Annotated in this window: 13 protein-coding genes and 1 riboswitch; of the genes, 6 read left to right on the top strand and 7 right to left on the bottom strand. The window is 68.7% G+C overall.

What is annotated here, in order from left to right:
• Nucleotides 1-353: 353 nt before the first annotated feature.
• From AB3X08_RS17910 to AB3X08_RS17930, 5 genes are all read right to left on the bottom strand, one after another.
• Nucleotides 354-2,291 (bottom strand): esterase/lipase family protein, encoded by a 1,938-nt coding sequence (locus AB3X08_RS17910; protein ID WP_369934107.1) that lies wholly within the window; start codon nucleotides 2,289-2,291, stop codon nucleotides 354-356.
• Nucleotides 2,291-3,280 (bottom strand): DUF4105 domain-containing protein, encoded by a 990-nt coding sequence (locus tag AB3X08_RS17915; protein ID WP_369938567.1) that lies wholly within the window; start codon nucleotides 3,278-3,280, stop codon nucleotides 2,291-2,293. The genes AB3X08_RS17910 and AB3X08_RS17915 overlap by 1 nt, the downstream gene beginning before the upstream one ends.
• A gap of 95 nt (nucleotides 3,281-3,375) precedes the next feature.
• Nucleotides 3,376-3,942 carry a TetR/AcrR family transcriptional regulator gene (locus AB3X08_RS17920; protein ID WP_369934108.1) on the bottom strand — a complete coding sequence of 189 codons (567 nt, stop codon included), beginning with the start codon at nucleotides 3,940-3,942 and terminating at the stop codon, nucleotides 3,376-3,378.
• A gap of 113 nt (nucleotides 3,943-4,055) precedes the next feature.
• The gene (ppc, locus tag AB3X08_RS17925) at nucleotides 4,056-6,773 is read right to left on the bottom strand and encodes a phosphoenolpyruvate carboxylase (RefSeq protein ID WP_369934109.1); all 2,718 of its coding nucleotides are present in this window, start codon (nucleotides 6,771-6,773) and stop codon (nucleotides 4,056-4,058) included.
• A 312-nt stretch (nucleotides 6,774-7,085) separates the two neighbouring features.
• Nucleotides 7,086-7,751, bottom strand: coding sequence for a hypothetical protein (locus tag AB3X08_RS17930; protein WP_369934110.1), 666 nt, complete (start codon nucleotides 7,749-7,751; stop codon nucleotides 7,086-7,088).
• Between the two features lie 307 nt (nucleotides 7,752-8,058).
• A riboswitch (S-adenosyl-L-homocysteine riboswitch) is annotated at nucleotides 8,059-8,159 on the top strand.
• A gap of 34 nt (nucleotides 8,160-8,193) precedes the next feature.
• On the opposite strand from AB3X08_RS17930, the gene ahcY reads away from it, so the two are divergent.
• The 3 genes from ahcY to AB3X08_RS17945 all read left to right on the top strand — a co-directional run bounded on the left by ahcY (nucleotide 8,194) and on the right by AB3X08_RS17945 (nucleotide 10,950).
• Nucleotides 8,194-9,639, top strand: coding sequence for an adenosylhomocysteinase (gene ahcY, locus AB3X08_RS17935; RefSeq protein ID WP_263110815.1), 1,446 nt, complete (start codon nucleotides 8,194-8,196; stop codon nucleotides 9,637-9,639).
• 194 nt (nucleotides 9,640-9,833) lie between these two features.
• Nucleotides 9,834-10,316, top strand: coding sequence for a hypothetical protein (locus AB3X08_RS17940; protein WP_369934111.1), 483 nt, complete (start codon nucleotides 9,834-9,836; stop codon nucleotides 10,314-10,316).
• A 121-nt stretch (nucleotides 10,317-10,437) separates the two neighbouring features.
• Nucleotides 10,438-10,950 carry a transglycosylase domain-containing protein gene (locus AB3X08_RS17945; protein WP_369934112.1) on the top strand — a complete coding sequence of 171 codons (513 nt, stop codon included), beginning with the start codon at nucleotides 10,438-10,440 and terminating at the stop codon, nucleotides 10,948-10,950.
• Between the two features lie 125 nt (nucleotides 10,951-11,075).
• On the opposite strand, the gene AB3X08_RS17950 is transcribed toward AB3X08_RS17945, so the two are convergent.
• Nucleotides 11,076-13,928, bottom strand: a complete 2,853-nt coding sequence (locus AB3X08_RS17950) for a TonB-dependent receptor (RefSeq protein WP_369934113.1) — start codon at nucleotides 13,926-13,928, stop codon at nucleotides 11,076-11,078.
• Between the two features lie 146 nt (nucleotides 13,929-14,074).
• Here AB3X08_RS17950 and AB3X08_RS17955 point away from each other — a divergent pair, with 146 nt between their 5' ends.
• Complete coding sequence (locus AB3X08_RS17955; RefSeq protein WP_369934114.1) at nucleotides 14,075-14,854, top strand: DeoR/GlpR family DNA-binding transcription regulator; 780 nt, start codon at nucleotides 14,075-14,077, stop codon at nucleotides 14,852-14,854.
• A 7-nt stretch (nucleotides 14,855-14,861) separates the two neighbouring features.
• On the opposite strand, the gene AB3X08_RS17960 is transcribed toward AB3X08_RS17955, so the two are convergent.
• A complete protein-coding gene (locus tag AB3X08_RS17960; protein ID WP_369934115.1) occupies nucleotides 14,862-15,986 on the bottom strand; it encodes an amidohydrolase family protein in 1,125 nt (374 codons plus the stop codon).
• 136 nt (nucleotides 15,987-16,122) lie between these two features.
• Here AB3X08_RS17960 and AB3X08_RS17965 point away from each other — a divergent pair, with 136 nt between their 5' ends.
• Nucleotides 16,123-18,207 (top strand): glycoside hydrolase family 36 protein, encoded by a 2,085-nt coding sequence (locus AB3X08_RS17965; RefSeq protein ID WP_369934116.1) that lies wholly within the window; start codon nucleotides 16,123-16,125, stop codon nucleotides 18,205-18,207.
• Nucleotides 18,204-19,118, top strand: a complete 915-nt coding sequence (locus AB3X08_RS17970; protein WP_369934117.1) for an EamA family transporter — start codon at nucleotides 18,204-18,206, stop codon at nucleotides 19,116-19,118. Before AB3X08_RS17965 ends, AB3X08_RS17970 begins: the two co-directional genes overlap by 4 nt.
• The last annotated feature ends 8 nt before the right edge of the window (nucleotides 19,119-19,126 follow it).

The following is a 19,126-nucleotide window of genomic DNA, read 5'->3' on the forward strand; positions in this document are numbered from 1 at the left end:
CACAAGCTCGAAGCTTCAGGAGCGACTGGACTTCCCGCACCTCCTCCGATGATCAGTCGGAAGACATAACGTCCTAACGGCGTCATGTCCAGATACAAGGAGCGGCTTCAGCCGCGACAGAAGAACGAAGTGGCCATGATGCCAAGGCATCGATGGAAAACGCACCAACTCCGCAAGTTCCATCGCCAATGCGCCTTTGCCACTTCACGGCATCTCGAATGCTCGATGCCGCAACCCGCAGGCAGTGCGCACCGGCCGCTCGCGAGTGCATCGACTGCATTTCGGGGGTATTCGAGGCGCCTGAAGCCGCCTACAGCGGCACTCCGACCGCACGCACTATCGACTCCGCCGCATCACTCCGCTGCGATCTGCGCATGCAGGATGCGGCGGATCTCCAGGATCGCCTGCGGCGTCTCCTGCACGCTGTGGCCGGAGGTGATCACCAGTTCCGATTCGGCGCCATCCAGATGCGCGCTGCGGTACGGCACCAGGCCATCGTTGGCGTCGGCCAGCGCCATCGCCGGGTTGCGCCGGGCGATGATCGAGTTGTAGCGCACGGCCGGCGAAATCGGCAACGCGGCGGCCGCACGCACGAACGGATCGGTATCGCGCAGATTGTCGATGCCGTTGGGCAGGCGCCGCGGCGCGCCATCCTGGCCGCCCATGTCCTGCATCACCTCGGTGAAGCGCTGCAGCAAGGCCACCGGCAAGCGAATCAGGCCGCCGACCAGACGCCCGATGCTGCCTTCGGCGATCGGGGTGCCACGGTGCGGCGCGGCGATGAAGATCGCGCGATCCACCTGCGGCAGCGGCGCGAAGCGCAACAGCGGCTGCAGGCGCTCGCGTATCCGCGCGCCGCGTTCGCCGCTCAGGTCGCGGCCGGCGAGCAAGTCGTTCCAGATGCGATCGCCGGAGTCGCTGACCAGCAATCGCGCGATCACCCCGCCCATGCTGTGGCCGATCAGCACCATGTGCCGCGAAGCCGGCGCCTGCCCCTGCGGATCGAAATCGTGCAGGGTCTGCTGCAGCAAGGTTGCGATCTGCGCGCGGTTCCAGGCGATCGGCATGTTGGTCGGGTAGTAGACCTGCCAGATCTGGTAGTGGCGGCGCAGTTGCTCGTCGCCCATGATCTCGTTGGCGACGTTGACCCAGGCCTCGGGGCTGCTGCCCAAGCCGTGCAGCATCAGCACGATGCGCCGGTTCGGGTCGTAGGGCTGCATCAGGTACAGATGCGGCTGCTCGATGCCGTGCGCGCGCCCCAGCATCGAGCGCAACGACTGCTTGGCGAAACCCGAGCGGGCCAACCACAGGCCGTAGGCGGCGGTGAAATTGGCCGCCAGCGGCAGGCGCTGGCCATGCACGACGACCTCGTTGTCGCGATACGGATCGTAGGGCGCGATCACCACGCTGCGGGTGTCCAGCACCTGCGCCAGGCTGTCGCCGTCGAAGCGCAGCAACACGGTGGTCGGCGCGTACGACAGTTCGCTGTAGCTGGCGGTGTCGGCGGTCCGTCCTGACTGCGCGGCCGCCATGATCGCGGTCGGATCGCCGACCTGCGCCGGCGACACTTCCGCCACCAGTTCGGCGCCGAAGCCATCGCGGCGATAGGTGCTGCGCAGGCCGTCGAAGCGCAGCGAGGCGGCAGGCACCATCGCGTTCGGCCGCGCCACTCCGCCCGGCAGGCGGAAGCTGTCCAGTTCCGCACGCACCTGCCAACCGGCCGCAGCCAGCGTGTCGTCGTCGCGCAGCTCGCCGCTGGCGCTGCGTGCGCGCCAACGTTCGAACAGGGCGCCGACCACATGCTGCACCGCGTAGTTGTAGTAGTCGCGCACCTGGGTCTGCCGGTCTTCGAAGGCGCGCGCGCTGGCCGGGCGCTCGGTGTAGAACAGGTAGGCATAGGCGTAGCGCGCGGTTTCCAGCCACGCCTGCAGCGCCGCATCGTCCAGCGTGGTGGTGGCCTTGGGCGTACGCGTCGTCGCCGCGCGCAGCCACAGCTCCGACAAGGTCGCCAGGCGGCGTTCCTGGTCCAGCCCCTGCACCGCGCGCAGTTGCGCGGCGCAGGCGGGGATGTCGGCTTCGCAGGGCTTGCGCTCGATCGCGACCACGCGCAGCGTTTCCTGGCTGGCGTCGCTGAGTTCGCCGGTGCTGAGCACGTCGCCGCGCTTGGTCGTGATGTAGTCGCCGGCCGTGCGCGACTGCACGGTGACCATGGCGCAGCCGGAGCCGGCGAGCAGGCCCACGGCCAGCAGTGCGCGCGCCGCCAGCTGCCACACCGCGTGCGCGGCGCGCATCAGCGCGGCGCTCCGGGCGGTTCTTCGCCGGGGATGCCTTCGCGGATACGCTGCGAAAAATCGGCGCCGGTGCCGGCCTGGCGCGCGCGCTCGCCGATGCGCCCGCGCGCCTGCAACGTGGCCAGCGCGTAGCCGGGCACGAAGCCGTGCTGCGCGTATACGTACGACGGCAGATAGCCGGACAGCAGCAAGCGGTAATCCAGCGGCAACTGCGGTTCGAACTTGCGCACCAGTTCGAACACGATGGTGGTGCAGTTGCTGGTGGCGGTGTTGTAGAACTTCGGCGTGCGCTGCAGCTGCTGCGCCTTCGCCGCGTAACCCATGAACAGCTGGCGCAACTGCGCGCGCGGAATGTTCAGCCGGTACAGATAGACGTCTTCGCCGCGCACGTTGCTGCGCACCGCCAGGATGTCGCGCTCGTCGGCGGCGATCATCGCCTGCTCGAAATTGCGGAAGAACCCGGCCAGCGCTGAGAACGATTCGCCACGCTCCTTGCGGATCTCCAGCGAGAACACCACCCGGCGGCCGTCGTCGAAGCCGAACGAGACCAGGGTGTGGGCGATCGCCGGCCCCATCCAGTAGGACAGCGCCAGGTCCGCCGAGACCAGCCGGTCCAGGTCGTACTGGCGGGTTTCCCAACGCGGCGTGTAGTCGCTGTCGCTGCGCCAGGCGAAGTTGCGCACGTTGTGCAGGGTGACCAGGTGGCCATCGACCTGCGGCTGCAGCGGCTGCGCCACGTCGTCGGCCCAGTCGCGGTTCTGCTCGGGCAGCAACTGCGACCAGCCGAACACCAGGCCGGCGCAGGCGACGGCGAAGATCCACGGCAGCACGGGGTAGTCGCGCGGATGGCGCAGGCCCCACAGCGCGGCGCCGCCCATCGCCAGCCACAGCAAGGCCGAGGTATTGCGCACCAGGGCGCCGGTATGCGGCAGGTAGGCCAGGAACAGCCCGCCCCAGACGCCGGCCAGCACGATCGCCAGCGCCACCATTGCCCGCAGCAGGCGCGCCGGCCAGCGCCGTTGCGGGGCGCCGCGCGCGGCGGTCGCGGCGGTAGCGCGGCCCTGCCCGCGCCCGCGACGCAGGCTCATAGCGTCGTCGCCGCCGCGGGCGTGGCCAGCGCGTGGCACAGCAGCCGGCAACCGCGCAGCGCCAAGGCCTTGCGTTCGGCTTCGTCGCTGCCGCGCTGGCAGGCGCCGAGCATGTCCATCAGCAAGGTGAGGTCGTCGCCATCCAGGCCCGGGCGGCACAGGCCGGCGTCGGTGGCGCGCTGCAGGAACGGCAGCAGGATCGCCATCAGCCGCGCATGCGCCACTTCGATCTGCGGATGGTCGCGCGGCATCGAGCGCCAGTAATCGGCCAGCGGTGCGGACATCGCGATGTGCTCGGCGACATCGCGCAGCAGCAGGAACAGGCCGTCGGGGCGCTCGCCGATATCGCGCGCGCAGCATTCCAGCCCGTCCAGGGCACGCTGCAGGAGCGCGATCATCAGGTCCGCACGGTCGGCGAAATTGCGGTACAGCGTGGCCCGACCCACCCCGGAGCGTTCGACCACCAGTTCCAGCGGCGCCAGCACGCCGTGCTCGCAGAACACTTCGTCGGCCGCATCGAGCAGCAGGCGGCGGCGTTGGGCGGCATCGGTTCGCAGGTCCATGCCGCGGATTATCGGACAATTTTGTCCGCTTGCAAGCGCGACATGGACCGGAACCCGTCCGGCGCCCCGGCGACGCTGCGGCACGCGCCGTCGCCGAGCCCGGTCGGCGCTGCTCAGCCGGTGTTCTGCACGCCTTGCGAGACGCCGTTGACGCAGGCCACCAACGCGCGCAGCAGATCCTCGTCCTCGCCATCGGTGGCGCGCCAGCGCTGCAGCAAATCCACCTGCAACACGCTGATCGGATCGATGTAGGGATTGCGCAGGCGGATCGACAACGCCAGCCGCGGGTCGTGCTGCAGCAGCGACGCCTGCCCGGTCAGCGATTTCACCCAGCCCTTGGTCAGGGCCAGTTCGTCGCGGATGCGCGGGAAGAAGCGCGCGTGCAGCGGCCCGGCCAGGCGCGAGAACATCTCGGCGATATTGAGGTCGCCCTTGGACAGCACCATCGCGATGTCGTCGAGGAAGGTGCGGAAGAACGGCCAGTCGGCGGCCATCTCGCGCAGCGTGTCCTCGTGGCCGGCCTCCACCGCTGCGCGCAGGCCGCTGCCGACGCCGTACCAGCCCGGGATCACCGCGCGCGCCTGGCTCCAGGCGAACACCCACGGGATCGCGCGCAGGTTGCCCAGCGCCGCGTCCTGGCCCAGCCGCCGCGACGGCCGCGAGCCCAGGGTCATCCGCTCGATCACGTCGATCGGCGTGGCCAGGCGGAAATAGCGCATAAACTCGGCATCGCCGACGAAGCTGCGGTAGGCGCGGGTGCTGTGCTCGGCGACGATGTCCATCACCGGCCGCCACGCGTCCTCGCGCGGCTCCGGCGCGCGCGGGCGCAGGCTCGACAGCAGCACCGCACCGGTCATCTGCTCCAGCGAGCGCAGCGCCAGCGCGCGGATGCCGTACTTGCGGTGGATCACCTCGCCCTGCTCGGTCACCCGCAGGCGTCCATCGACGCTGCCGCGCGGCGCCGCGTCCAGCGCGCGCGTGGTCTTGCCGCCGCCGCGCACGATCGAACCGCCACGGCCATGGAAGAAGGTCAGGCGGATGCCGAGTTCGGCGGCCGCCTCCAGCAGGTCCACCTGCGCGCGTTGCAGGCCCCAGCGCGAAGCGGCGATGCCGCCGTCCTTGCCGCTGTCCGAATAGCCGAGCATCACCATCTGCACGTCGTTGCGCGCGGCCAGGTGGCGGCGGTAGACCGGGTCGGCGAGCAGGTCGCGCAGCGTGTCGGTGCCGCCGCGCAGGTCGTCCACGGTCTCGAACAGCGGCACGATGTCCAGCGGCACCGCGCCTTCGGCGTCGACCAGGCCGCCGCGCCGCGCCAGGGCGAGCACGGTCAGCACGTCGGCGCGGTTGTGCGCCATGCTGATGATGTAGCTGCCCAGCGCATCGGCGCCGTGGCGCGCGCGCGCATCGGCGAGCGCGGCGAACACCGAGTCCAGGCGCGCGTTGCCGGCATCCTCGGGCGCCGCCGGCAGGGTCTGCTCGCCGCCGGCATAGGCGCCGAGCACGCTCGCCCGGTCCTGCGCCGAACGCGCGTCCCACTCGTCCTCGCCCAGCGCCGCGGCGACCGCGCGCGCATGCACGCTGGACTCCTGGCGCACGTCCAGCCGCGCCAGGTGAAAGCCGAAGCTGCGCACCCGCCACAGCAGCCGGCGCACCGCGAACCAGCCGGCATGCAGGCCCTTGTTGGCCTGCAGGCTGTCCAGGATCAGCTGCAGGTCCTGCTCCAGTTCGGTCGGTGCGGCGTAGGCGCCTGGCGCGTCGTCCAGCGTCGCCTGCAGGCGCGCGCGCATCAGGTCGTTGAGCAGGCGGTAGGGCATGTCGCCATGGCGCGGCCGCGAGCGCGCCGCGGCCTCGGGCAACAGCTCCCTGTAGCGTTCCAGCTGCGCCAGCAGCGCATCGCTGACCGCCACCAGCGTGGTCGATTGGCTGAGCAGGCTGGCCAGCTGCCACAGTTCCTTCAGATAACGGTCCAGCACCGCGCGGCGTTGCGCGTCGAGCGTGGCGGTGATGGTGCCGGCATCCACGTTCGGATTGCCGTCCATGTCGCCACCGACCCAGGTGCCGAACCGCAGCAGCCGCGGCAGCGGCACCGGCTCGCCATAGGTCTGCTCGATCGCGTGCTCCAGGGTCTCGTACATCACCGGAATCACCCGGTACAGCACCTGGGTCAGGTAGAAGCCGACGTGCTCGCGCTCGTCGTCCACGGTCGGCCGCACCGGCGAGGAATCGGCGGTCTGCCACGAGGCGGTCAGCGCCATGCGGAAGCGCGCCGCATCGGTGGCGCGCTCGCCGGGGGTGCGCATGCCGTCGAGGTTGTCGACCAGGCTGGCGACCATCAGCTGTTCTTTTTCCAGCAGCGCGCGGCGCACCGCCTCGGTCGGGTGCGCGGTGAACACCGGCTCCACGTCGATGCGCGGCAGCCAGTCGCCCAGCTCCTGCGCGCTCACTCCCTGCGCCTTGAGCCGGCGCAAGGCGTCGTGCAGGCCGTCCGGCTGCGGCGTGTCGGCGCTGCTGCGCTGGTAGTCGCGGCGGCGGCGGATCCGGTGCACGCGCTCGGCGATGTTGACCACCTGGAAGTAGGTGCTGAAGGCGCGCACCAGCGCCTCGGCGTCGCGCGGCGTGCGGCCGGACAGCTGTTCGCTCAGCGACGACGGCGGCGCATCGCTCTCGCGGCGCGCGATTGCGGTGGTGCGGACGGTTTCGATCTCGTCGAGGAACTCCGCAGACACCTGTTCGGCGAGCAGGTCGCCGACCAGCGCCCCCAATCGGCGCACGTCGTCGCGCAGGGGAATGTCGGGTGTGGCGAACACGATGCTGCTGCGGTACTCGTTCATCGGAAACGCATGGCTCGGCTGTGGGGGCGCCGCAAGACTAACCCAAAAGTATTAGTCGCCTGGCCGGCGCGACGACGGTTTCAAAGCGAACCATCGCCCGCCACGTGCGCCGCCGCGACGCCGGCAGCGGCGCTTCCCCGGTAGAACCCGGTCGCGACCGGCGCCCGAAGCGGCAGTTCGCTCCACCAGAACGCCAAGCCGGCGGCCGCGCGCCGCGGCACGGCTTGCGGGCCCGACGCGGTCACGGCCAGGCGGCGCGCGCTCCCTTGGCCGGCGGTTCGCTGAGATCTGCAGCCGATGCGGGCGTGGCGGTCACAATCGGTCCAGGCCCGCCACCGTGGTGGTGTACAACGCCAGGCCCGATCTGGCGACGGCCTCGATCTTTCCGTTCGCGTGCTTGATGTCCTTGAGGTAGGGCAGGAACACCACCTCATCCGGCGCCGTACGCACGATCGGCGTGTCGAGGATGAGCGCGTCCTTCCGCCGTACCCGGAAATGCAGCTGGAAATACCCGGTCGTCAGTTCGCACGCCAGCGCACAGCGATAGTCGGTCCTGGCGATCTTCCTGTCCTTGAATATCCATTCGTTCCGATAGCCGCCGCGGCGGAAGTCAGCGATCGCCTGCCGCAGCCGCGCAGAAGGCAGCGCGGTGTGGCCGGCCGTCTTTTCCAGGCCGTCCAGCAGCAGCGCGATGAAGAACTCGTTGAGCTCTTCCGGCGTGGCGCATCGCCTGTAGAGGTCCACGTCCAGGGCGACATCCACGCACAGCGCACCGCTCGAGTTCACTTGCGCCTCATCGGCTGGCCGTCGTTTCCCGACGATGCAGATCCTCTTGAAGCCTGCGGCCACGAACTTCTCGGCACCGAGGCCGCGCTCGAGGAAGTTGCAGAGCGACCGGCTCTGGTCCCGGAACGGATGCACGACGTCGTCGCCGTATTCGGCCAGGTCGGGATAAAGGTATATCTCTTTCAAGAGCATGCTGCGCCTGTCCGGCCAGATTCGGTTTGGGTGGGCTCGCCTTGTTCGCCGGCCCGTTGCGCCGCGGCGTTGCGAACATGTGCCGGACAATGCGCTCGCCGGCCCCCGCCGGCGGGTTGCCACCCACGGCGACCTTGCTGCCCGCCAGGATGCAGCGCTTCGTTCACATTGCTTGCCGGTCGAGCCGCAACGGTAGCAGCCTTTCCCGGCCCCGGATCGGCCGACGCCGTGCGGATGTGCGCCAGAACCCAGAACCCGCCCCGCCTGTTCAAGCGCCGCGCGCGACAGCCGTTATAATTGGCTCCCCTCCGCCGAGGGGCGCTGCGACCGTTCGATCTCGAAGTTGTCTTCGCGATCAGACCGGCCAGGCTCGGCGGCAGGCTTGAGCGACAACGGCGCCCGGACTTCGCGAGTTTTCTCGCCATTGACCGGAGCTATATCGATGAACGCTGCACTCAAGAGCTTTTCCACCGAGGGCGACTACAAGGTCGCCGACATCTCCCTGGCCGATTGGGGCCGCAAGGAGCTGGACATCGCCGAGCACGAGATGCCGGGCCTGATGTCGATCCGCCGCCAGTACGCCGCCGCCAAGCCGCTGGCCGGCGTGCGCGTGACCGGCTCGCTGCACATGACCATCCAGACCGCGGTGCTGATCGAGACGCTGAAGGACATCGGCGCCGACGTGCGCTGGGCTTCGTGCAACATCTTCTCCACCCAGGATCACGCCGCCGCGGCGATCGCCGCCACCGGCACCCCCGTGTTCGCCTGGAAGGGCGAGACCCTGGAGGAATACTGGGACTGCACCCTCGACGCGCTGACCTTCACCCTGGCCGACGGCACCCAGACCGGCCCGGAGCTGGTGGTGGACGACGGCGGCGACGTGACCCTGCTGATCCACAAGGGCTACGAGCTGGAGAACGGCTCCAAGTGGGTGGACGAACCCGCTTCCTCGCACGAGGAGCAGGTGATCAAGAACCTGCTCAAGCGCGTGGCCGTCGAGCGTCCCGGCTACTGGACCCGCGTGGTCAAGGACTGGAAGGGCGTGTCCGAGGAAACCACCACCGGCGTGCACCGTCTGTACCAGCTGGCCGAGGCCGGCACCCTGCTGGTGCCGTCGATCAACGTCAACGACTCGGTGACCAAGAGCAAGTTCGACAACCTGTACGGCTGCCGCGAGTCGCTGGCCGACGGCCTCAAGCGCGCGATGGACGTGATGCTGGCCGGCAAGGTCGCGGTGGTCTGCGGCTACGGCGACGTCGGCAAGGGCTCGGCGCACAGCCTGCGCGCCTACGGCGCCCGCGTCATCGTCACCGAGATCGACCCGATCTGTGCGCTGCAGGCGGCGATGGAAGGCTTCGAGGTCAACACCGTCGAAGACAGCCTGGGCCAGGCCGACATCTACGTCACCACCACCGGCAACAAGGACATCATCCGCATCGAGCACCTGACGCAGATGAAGGACCAGGCCATCGTCTGCAACATCGGCCACTTCGACAACGAGATCCAGGTCGATGCGCTGTACAAGTATCCCGGCGTGCAGAAGATCAACATCAAGCCGCAGGTGGACAAGTTCGTGTTCCCGAACGGCAACGCGATCTTCCTGCTGGCCGAAGGCCGCCTGGTCAACCTGGGCTGCGCCACCGGCCACCCCAGCTTCGTGATGTCCAACAGCTTCGCCAACCAGACCCTGGCGCAGATCGACCTGTGGCAGAACAAGGACAGCTACGAGAAGCAGGTCTACCGCCTGCCGAAGAAGCTGGACGAGGAAGTGGCACGCCTGCACCTGGAGAAGATCGGCGTGAAGCTGACCAAGCTCAGCGACGACCAGGCCGCCTACCTCGGCGTGTCGGTCGATGGGCCGTACAAGCCGGAGCACTACCGCTACTGAGTGCTCGGCGGCGTACCGCCGGACCAGAAGCCGAACCAACGGGCGCCGCAAGGCGCCCGTTTTTCGTTATCGAAGCGTACGCGCCGGGTGCGACGCTACCGTGGCGGCAGCTTCCGGCGGCACCGGCGCAGCGCTTGTTCGCCATGCGGGCGAATGCTAGCGTCGCACCGACCTGCAAACCAGGAACGGGCAGCATGATCGAACATGGCGGTAGTGCAGGTAGATCGTCGCGACGGCTGAGCCTTCTGCGCGATCTCCGCCATCCACCGAGTTTCCCAAGGACGCAGCGATCACCCGCGATCGTGCAGCGCATCTTGTCGTGCATCGCCGTGCTTGTGTTGCTCGCCGGCTGCACAAGAAATCCGCAGTACGCGCAACTCACGCACATTCCGCTGGCCGAAAAGCCGACTATTCCTGCGACCCAGTCCGACTGCGAGGCGGCCGGCCAGTTCTGGACGCAGCAAGGCCTGCCCGGCGGTCCGAAGTCGTGCGCGGTCAAGACCACGGATGCATTCAAGATCTGCACCGACAGCCGGCAGTGCCAGGGGAGCTGCCTGGTCGCAAACGACCTCCCCGAAGGCGCCCAGGCGATCGGGAGTTGCTCGGAATGGGTAGCGAACTTCGGCTGCCACAAGTTCATCGACGGCGGACGCGTCCGCATGATGTGCGCCGATTGAGCCCGGGCGCGACACGCTCGCCAGGCGGTCACCCTCGCCCGCCGCAAGTGCGCGCTGGCACAGCACGGATAGGTGGCGCTCCATGAGACGCATCGCAGGGTCCGCATTGACCGCAGTCGCCATGTTGCTTCTGCTGGCGGCCGCCGCATTCGCGACCTACGACATGCAGGTATTCCAGCCGCGCCGGACGCAGATCGACGCGCTGCTGCAACGCGCACCGGCTGAGGATCGCGCCCCACCTGCCCTGATTCGCCGCTACATTCTTGCAGCGCACCCGCCCGGCGCACCGTCCAGCAATGTCGCCCGTATGCTGCTGGCGCGCCTGGAGGTGTCGCGCGAGCACGGCATGCTCCAGTCGCACATGCACGAGCTGCTCTGGAGCTTGCTGGTCAAGCTGCACCTGTCGCAGGACGAGATCCTGGGGCTATACGCCGCCCTGTCCTACAACGGCGCAGGCCATGGCCTCAGTCAGGTGTCGCAGCGGTTGTACGCCAAGCCGTTGAGTGCGCTGTCCGAGCCGGAGGCCGCCACGGTCGTCGCAGTGCTCTGGTCGCCCCAGATCTACCTGCGCGACCGCACGCGCCTGGAGCGACGGCGCGACCTGCTGATGGCACGAGCGCGGGCGGTGCGCTGATGTCCCGATGTGTGGCTCGCTTCGGGTGCGGGTAGTCGAGTGATCCAGCCATGCGCTTGGGGCCGGACCCTCACCCCAACCCCTCTCCCGGTGGGAGAGGGGCTAAGCGCGGTTTCTTCCCGGGTTCAGAAGCGCAGGCTCACGCCCAGGGTAAAGGCACGGCCGTAGCGCGAGTAGCCCTGCGACAGCAGCGGGTTGCCGTTGATGCTGTAGGTCTGCTCGTCGTCCAGCAGGTTCTGGCCTTCCAGGCTGAGGCTCAGCATGTCGTTGACTTCGTAGGACACGTGCGCGGTCAGCCAGGTGATCTTGTCGGCCTGTTCGTTGTAGCCGGTGCCCAGCACGTTGACCGCGGTGACGAAACCGTCGGTATGGTCGGCGGTGGCGCCGATCGACCACGGACCCTTCTCGTACATCAGGCCCAGCGAGTACACCGCCGGCGCGATGCCTTCCAGCGGCCGCTCCTCGCCGTTGACCCAGCTGCGCGACCAATTGCGGGTGTACTGTGCGCGGAAGCCCAGGCCGTTCTCCCAGAAATGCTGCAGGCCGGCCTCGATGCCGCGCACCTTGGCGTAGTCGCCGTTGATCGGCCGCATCACGTTGAACAGGTGGCCGGGCACGCCGATGTCCTGGCCCGGTTCCCAACTGGTGGTGATCTGGTTTTCGATGCGCTTGTAGAACACCGCCACGTTGGCGATGGATTGCTCGGCGAAGTACCACTCCAGCGACAGGTCTCCCTGCTTGGCGCTGTAGGGCTTCAGGTTCACGTTGCCGCCGTAGATCTGGGTGAAATCGCCCCAGGACACGCTGGCGGTGGTGTTGGTCGGCGCCAGCTTGTCCACCGAGGGCCGCGCCATGGTCTTGGCCGCGCCCACGCGCAGCAGCAGGTCGTCGCTGAAGCGCCAGGTGAAGTTGCCCGACGGCAGCACGAAGGTGTAGTCGCCGTCCTGCACGATCGGTGTCGGCGCGGCGTATTCGGCGGTGTAGTTGAACGCGCCGTTCTCGGTGATGCTGAGGATCTTCGCGTCCCAGGCCTGGGCGCGGGTGCGGGTCTTGACCAGGCGCACGCCGAGGTCGGCGTTCCAGCGCTCGCCGGACAGATCGGCCTGCACGTAGAAGGCGTTGGTCTTTTCCTCCACGCGGTAGCTTTCCAGCGGATTCCATTGCGGCGCGGCCTGCGCGTAGTCGTAGGTCCCGCCGTCCGGGCGCGGCTGGCCGTTGTAGGCCTGCAACCGGGCCAGGTAGTTGGGCACGTCGAAGGCCAGGAAGGTGCGCGGGAAGGTCGAGCCCACCTTGTCCATGAAGTGGGTCAGGGCGAAGGTGTGATCGAGCACCTCGCCGCCCAGCGCGCCGACGTTGATCGCGTTGGCGCCGGAGTAATAATCGGCGCCGCCGTTGAGGGTGTTGTTGACCAGGTCGCGGCGCTTGCTGCGCTCGGTGCGGGTCACGCCGAAGTGCAGGTTGTCCACGCCCCACTGGCCCACGTACAGCTTGCCGCCGAGGGTGCCGCCGGTGATCTCGTCGGAGATATTGTCGCCGCGCAGTTCCATGTAGTGGGTGTTGAAGTCGCTGTCGCCAAACTGGCCGTTGGCCAGGCCGGTGGCCAGGTCGCGGCCGTCGTCGAAGGTGGTGACGACGTTGGGCACCGCGTTGGGGCCGACGGTGATGCGGGTGGTGTTGGGCTGGTTCATGCGCAGCACCACGTAGGTGTCCTGGCCACCGGAATAGCGCTTGGAGGTGGAGCGGTACAGGTCGCCGGTCAGGGTCAGGTCGTCGCTGGCCTTCCATTGCCCGTTGATGCCGTACAGGTCGGTGTCCACCACCCGGTGCTCGGTCTGGTTGAGCAGCTCCGGATTCATGCGCAGCTCCGGATCCGGGTTGTCCAGGGTGAGGCCGGTGACGATGCCATTCTGCACGGTGATGTCCGACCAGCGCCCTGGCGCGAACAGCGGGTAGTAGGACTGCTGGTAGGACACCTGCGGCGAATCGAGCCGGGTCTTGAGCCCGTCCACGACGATGCGCACGTCCTCGGTCGGCCGCCATTCGAGCTTGCCGGAAAAGGCGCGGCGCTTCTTGTCCTCCAGGGTGGAGCCGACCCGGAACTGGCCCGGCGCGATCAGCCCGTATTCGTCCGGATCCAGTTGGCCGTTGCCGTTGGGATCGATGTTGCCGCCCCAGGCGTTGCCGCTCCAGCTCGGGTCGTTCGGATCGGGATTGCGGGTCCAGCCGCCATCGTTGCCGGCGATGTCGGTGCGGTCCTTGCGCGCGGCGTAGACCACGCCCAGCAGCACGCCGACCGTGTCGTCGAGAAAGGTGTTGCTGTAGGCGGCGGAAAACTTGCGCCCGTTGAGCTCGGACATCTGGTTGCGGTCGGCTTCGGCGCGCACGATCGCGTGCTGGCCCTTCTGGTCGAACGGGCTGGCCGAGCGCAGGTTGATCAGGCCGCCGATCGCGCCTTCGCTCAGCACCGCCTGTGCGCCCTTGACCACGTCGGCGCCGCTGATCACGTCGGCCGGCAGCACGTCGTAGGCGAAGTCGCGCCCGGCGCCGTCGGTGGCCAGGATGCGGCCGTTGAAGGTGGTGAGCGTGTACTCCGGGCCCAGGCCGCGCACGCTGACCTTCTGCCCCTCGCCGCCGGCGGTGCGGCTGATCGACACGCCGGTGATGTGGCTGAGCGAATCGGCCACGTTGTCGTCGGGGAAGCGGCCCAGCTCCAGCGCGCTGATCGAATCCTGCACCGTCGCCGCGTCGCGCTTGAGCTCGGTGGCGCGCGCCAGGCTGGCGCGCACGCCGGTGACCTGGATCGCCTCCAGGTCGACCGGATTCTGGCTGGCCTCGGCGCTGCCGGTGGCGCTCCCGGGCGCCGACTGCGCAGGCGGCGAGACCGGCACGGCCTCCTGGGACCACGCGGTGGCCGGCATCAACAGGGCGAAGGCGATGGCGTGGAACAGGCTGTGGCGATGCGGACGAACGGCATTCACGGGCGGTCTCCTGAGGCTGGCGGCGTGGGACGGCGGTGCGGGGGCCAGATAAGCAACGAAACCGAGCGTATATTAGGTTTCGTTTTGTATCAATAGCGAAATGTAACGAGCTGTCGCATACTCTGGGCCGTTTGCAAGGAGCCCCCATGTCCGTCACCCGCGACACCAGCCAGCGCCGTCTCCAGATCAGCGAATTGGTCCGCCAGCACGGCAGCGTGCAGGTGTCCGCGCTGGCGCAGCAGTTCGGGGTGAGCCTGCAGACGGTGCGCAAGGACCTGCGCTACCTCGCCGAACGCGGGGTGATGGCGCGCGCCTACGGCGGCGGCATCGACAGCAGCGCGGTCAACGCCGCGCCGGTCGAGCCGCATTACGACGCCAAGCGCACCGTGCATCTGGAGGAGAAGCGCCGCATCGGCCTGCGCGCGGCGGCGCTGGTGCAGCCGGGCAACACCATCGCCATCGACTCGGGCACCACCGCGATCCAGTTGGCCGAAGCGCTGCCGGACATCGACATGACCGTGGTCACCAACGATTTCGGCGTGCTCACTGCGCTCAGCCCCAAGACCCACATCAATCTGGTGATGCTGGGCGGCGAACTGCGGCGCAAGAACATGGCCTTCTATGGCGGGCTGACCGTCGAAGCGCTGGATGCGCTGCACGTGGACCTGCTGTTCCTGGGCGTGGACGGGTTCGACCTGGAACGCGGCATCACCACCCACTACGAGCCCGAGGCGATGCTCAACCGCAAGATGGTGGAGGCGGCGCGCGCCGTGATCGCCATCACCGACAGCTCCAAGTTCGGCAAGATCTGCCTGCACCGGATCATCCCGGTGTCCGGTCTGGACGCACTGATCACCGACACGGCCGCACCCGACGACGTGGTCCACGCCTGCCAGGCGCTGGGCGTGGACCTGATGCGCGCCTGAGTCGGGCTCACTGCACCGCGGGCTTGGGCGCGGCGAATTCGCGCAGCGCATTGCGGTAGTAGATCCTGTCGATCACCGCGCGCGGCAGCGCCAGGCCGCGCACGTCGGCCTGCAGCACGCCGATGCGCTGGGTGTCGCCGGTGGCCAGGTAGCGCCAGTCCAATTGCCAGACGCCGTGCGCTTCGGCGCGGAACTGCGCCGGGTCCGCGTCCGGCGCGTAGGTCAGGTCGGTGCCGTACAGCAGGCGATCCTGGTAGCGGATGAAGAAGTCGCGCACCTTGCTCCAGTCGCGATTGGACTGGTACTGCACCTGGCTCATGCGCGCGGCCAGGTCGACCGTTGCGTTGGGAAAGCGGTCGAGGAACTCGGCCAGGCGATCGACGTCGTACTCCAGGCTGGCCATGTGCGCGCCGACCACGCGCAACTGCGGATGCGCGGCGACGAAGCGGTCGCGCGCGGCCATCAGCGCGGCGTGCGATGGCATCTCCGGATGCAGGTACATGTGGTACTGCGGGTGCTTGGCGAAATACTCGCGATCGTTGTTGGTGGTCATCTGCTGCAGCGGCAGCCAGCAGTTGTAGGGCTCGCCCTGATGCGCGATCAGCGGCACGCCCAGCGCGCGGATGTGCTCGGCCACCGGTGCCAGGCCCGGATCGTCGAGCATGATCAGCCGGCCCTGCGCATCCTTCTCCACCATGCCGATGTTCTTCCACACCTTCACCGCGCGCGCGCCTTCGCGCACCGCCTGGTCGAGGCCGGCGTCGGCGCGCGCGGCCCAGCCGGGCGTGGCATAGCCCCGCATCGAAAACGTCGTGGCCCAATGGAAGCGCGCCGGATCGGCCTTGGCCAGGCGCAGCGCGGCGCGATGCTGCTCGGCGACGCTGGGGAAATCCGGGTAGTCGACGTTGATCGACAGCAGTTCGAAGTTGTCGGCGCGCGCGAGTTCGAGGAAGGCGCGGTCGGCGCTGTTGGCGTGCACATGCGCGTCGTATTTGCGGACCTTGGCGAAATCGTCCATCGCATAGGGCGCATCGGTCGCGCCAGCGGCTGGAGTGGGCTGCGCATGCGCGGGCGTGCCGGCCTGCGCGGCGAGGACCAGCGCGACCGTGAACGGGAATAGAACTGCCTTCATCCTTCACCTCGGCGATATCGAAACAAGTAGCAACATAACGAAACAAAACGCTTGCATCAATCCTCGGGGCGCGCGCAGAATGCCGACAACGCCACCGGACCCGTTTCCCATGTCCCCGATTGGACGTCGCACTGTCTTGAAGTACGTCGCCGGCAGCCTGGCCGGCGCCGCCGCATGGAGCGTGACGCCCTGGGCGCGCGCGGCCACCAGCGACACCGCGGCCGCGACCGATGGCGCGCCGGTGATCGCCGATGCGGTGCTGTCCATCGCCTTCGATCGGCGCATGCACACCCAGCTGTCTTCGCGCGGCAAGCGTCTGACCGGCTATCAGCCCAGCGAAGCGCTACTGCTCGCCGACGGCAACACGCTTGCCGACTTCGCCCTGAGCGGACAGCGCACGCACGCCCTGGACGACCCGCGCCATGGCCGCGGCCGGCAGATCGTGTTCAGCGGCCGCGCGGCCAAGGCGGGGATCGAGAAACAGGTGGCGGTGAGCATGTTCGACGCCCTCCCCGGCCTGGCGCTGCTGCAGGTGCGCTACCGCAACCTGGGCGACACCGCGCTGGCCGTGGCCGGCTGGCGCAGCGCCGCGCACGAACTGCCCGCCGTCGCCGGCGGCTTCTGGAGCTTCTCCGGCGCCACCCACACCGACCGCCGCGACTGGGTGCAGCCGCTGGGCGAGGGCTTCGCGCAACGCAACACGCTGGCGATGGACTCCTCCGATTACGGCGGCGGCACGCCGATGGCCAACCTGTGGCGCCGCGATATCGGCCTGGCCGTGGGCCACGTCGAACCGGTGCCGCGGCCGCTGGACATGCCGGTGCGGCGTACCGCCAATGGCGCCGCCATCGCCATCGAATCGCAGCAGGCGGTAACGCTGGCGCCCGGCCAGGAGCTGGTGACCGAGCGCACCCTGCTGGCCGTGCATACCGGCGATTTCTTCGCCCCGCTGCAGCAGTATCAGGCGTTCATGCGCGCCGAGGGCATCGAAGGCCCGCGTCCGCCGGACTCGGCATTCGCGCCGATCTGGTGCGCCTGGGGCTATGAGCGCGACTTCACCGTCGAGCAGATCCTCGCGACCCTGCCCAAGGCGCGCGCGCTGGGCTTCGAATGGGCGGTGCTGGACGACGGCTGGCAGACCAACGAAGGCGACTGGAAGATCGACCCGCGCAAGTTCCCGCGCGGCGACGCCGACATGCGCGCCTTCACCGCAGCGGTGCGCAAGCACGGCATGCGCCCGCGCCTGTGGCTGGCGCCGCTGGCCGCCGACCCCGGCAGCGACGTGCTGCACGACCACGTGGACATGCTGCTGCTGGACAAGGAGGGCGCGTTCCAGACGGTGACCTGGTGGAACGCGCTGACCCAATGCCCGGCCTACCAGCCGACCATCGACTTCTACGTCGCGCTGGTGAAAAAGGCCATCGGCGACTGGGGCTTCGAGGGCATCAAGCTCGACGGCCAGCATCTCAACGCCGTCGCGCCCTGCTACAACCCCGCGCATCACCACGCCAGCCCGAACGATTCGGTCGAGGGCCTGGCCAGGTTCTGGGACGCGATCTACCGCGCCGCGCACCAGGCCAATCCGCAGGCGGTGGTGGAGCTGTGTCCCTGCGGCACCGCGTTCGCGTTCCACAACCTGCCGGCCACCGACCAGTACCCGTCCTCGGACCCGCTGTCGTCGTGGCAGGTGCGCAGCAAGGGCAAGGCGATCAAGGCGCTGATCGGCGCGCGCAGCAGCTATGCCGGCGACCACGTGGAACTGTCCGACAACCGCGACGACTTCGCCTCCAGCGTCGGCATCGGTGCGGTGATCTCCAGCAAGTTCACCTGGCCCAAGGACATCGCGCATCCGTCGGTGCCGTTGCCGCCGGGCGGCTTCGTGCTGACCCCCGAACGCGAAGCGCTGTGGCGCAAGTGGGTGGACCTGTACACCACGCACATGCTGCCCAAGGGCGACTACCTGGGCGCGCTGTACGACATCGGCTTCGACAAGCCCGAAGCGCACGTGGTGCGCAAGGACGGCGCGCAGTACTACACCTTCTATGCACCGCAGTGGGACGGCAAGGTCGAACTGCGCGGCCTGGCGCCCGGCCGCTGGCAGGTGCGCGACCTGTTCAACGCGCGCGACCTCGGCGTGGTCGACGCCGCACATGCGCTGCTGCCGGCGCGCTTCGAACGCTTCCTGTTCCTGCAGGCCACGCCGGCAAGGGACCAGGCATGAGCGCCGCGCCTGCGGCACAGCGTCGCCCCTGGCTGATGTTCGCCCTGACCACGGTCGTGCTGTGGGGTCTGTGGGGCGCGCTGTCGCCGCTGTCGGCGGCGCACGGCTTTCCCGACACGCTGGTGTACTGCGTGTGGGCGCTGACCATGCTGCCGCCGGCACTGTACCTGCTGTGGCGCAACGGCTGGCAGCTGGAACGCTCGCCCAGGGCGATCGGCTATGGCCTGACCATCGGCCTGCTCGGCGCCGGCGGACAGATGCTGTTGTTCCACACGCTGACCATCGGCCCTGCGTACTTCGTGTTCCCGATCATCTCGCTGTCGCCGGTGGTGACCATCGCGCTGTCGTTCCTGCTGCTGCGCGAGCGCACCGGCTGGCAGGGCACGCTCGGCATCGTGCTGGCGCTGCTCGCCCTGCCGCTGCTGGACCTGTCGTTCGGCCGTGGCAGCGGCGGCGGCCTGGGCTGGTTCCTGCAGTCGCTGCTGATCATGCTGGCCTGGGGCGTGCAGGCCTACTTCATGAAACTGGCCAACGACAGCGTGCGTGCGGAAAGCATCTTCGCCTACATGACGCTGGGCGCCGTGCTGCTGGCGCCGGTGGCGCTGGCGATGACCGACTGGCGGCAGCCGGTCAACACCGGGCTGGACGGGCCGTGGATGACCGCCGCCATCCAGCTGCTCAACGCGGTGGGCGCGGTGACCCTGGTCTACGCCTTCCGCCACGGCAAGGCCATCGTGGTGGCGCCGCTGAGCAATGCCGGCGCGCCGCTGGTCACCGCGGCGCTGGCGCTGCTGTTCGCCGGCGTGGTGCCGGGGCCGCTGAAGGCGGTCGGCCTGGTGCTGGCGCTGATCGCCTCGTTGCTGCTGGTGCTCGAACCCGAGCGCGCGCCGCCACCGCCCTCCTCCCCCTGACTGGATTT

This window comes from Xanthomonas sp. DAR 34887 (assembly GCF_041245805.1).
Classification (GTDB): Bacteria; Pseudomonadota; Gammaproteobacteria; order Xanthomonadales; family Xanthomonadaceae; genus Xanthomonas_A; species Xanthomonas_A tesorieronis.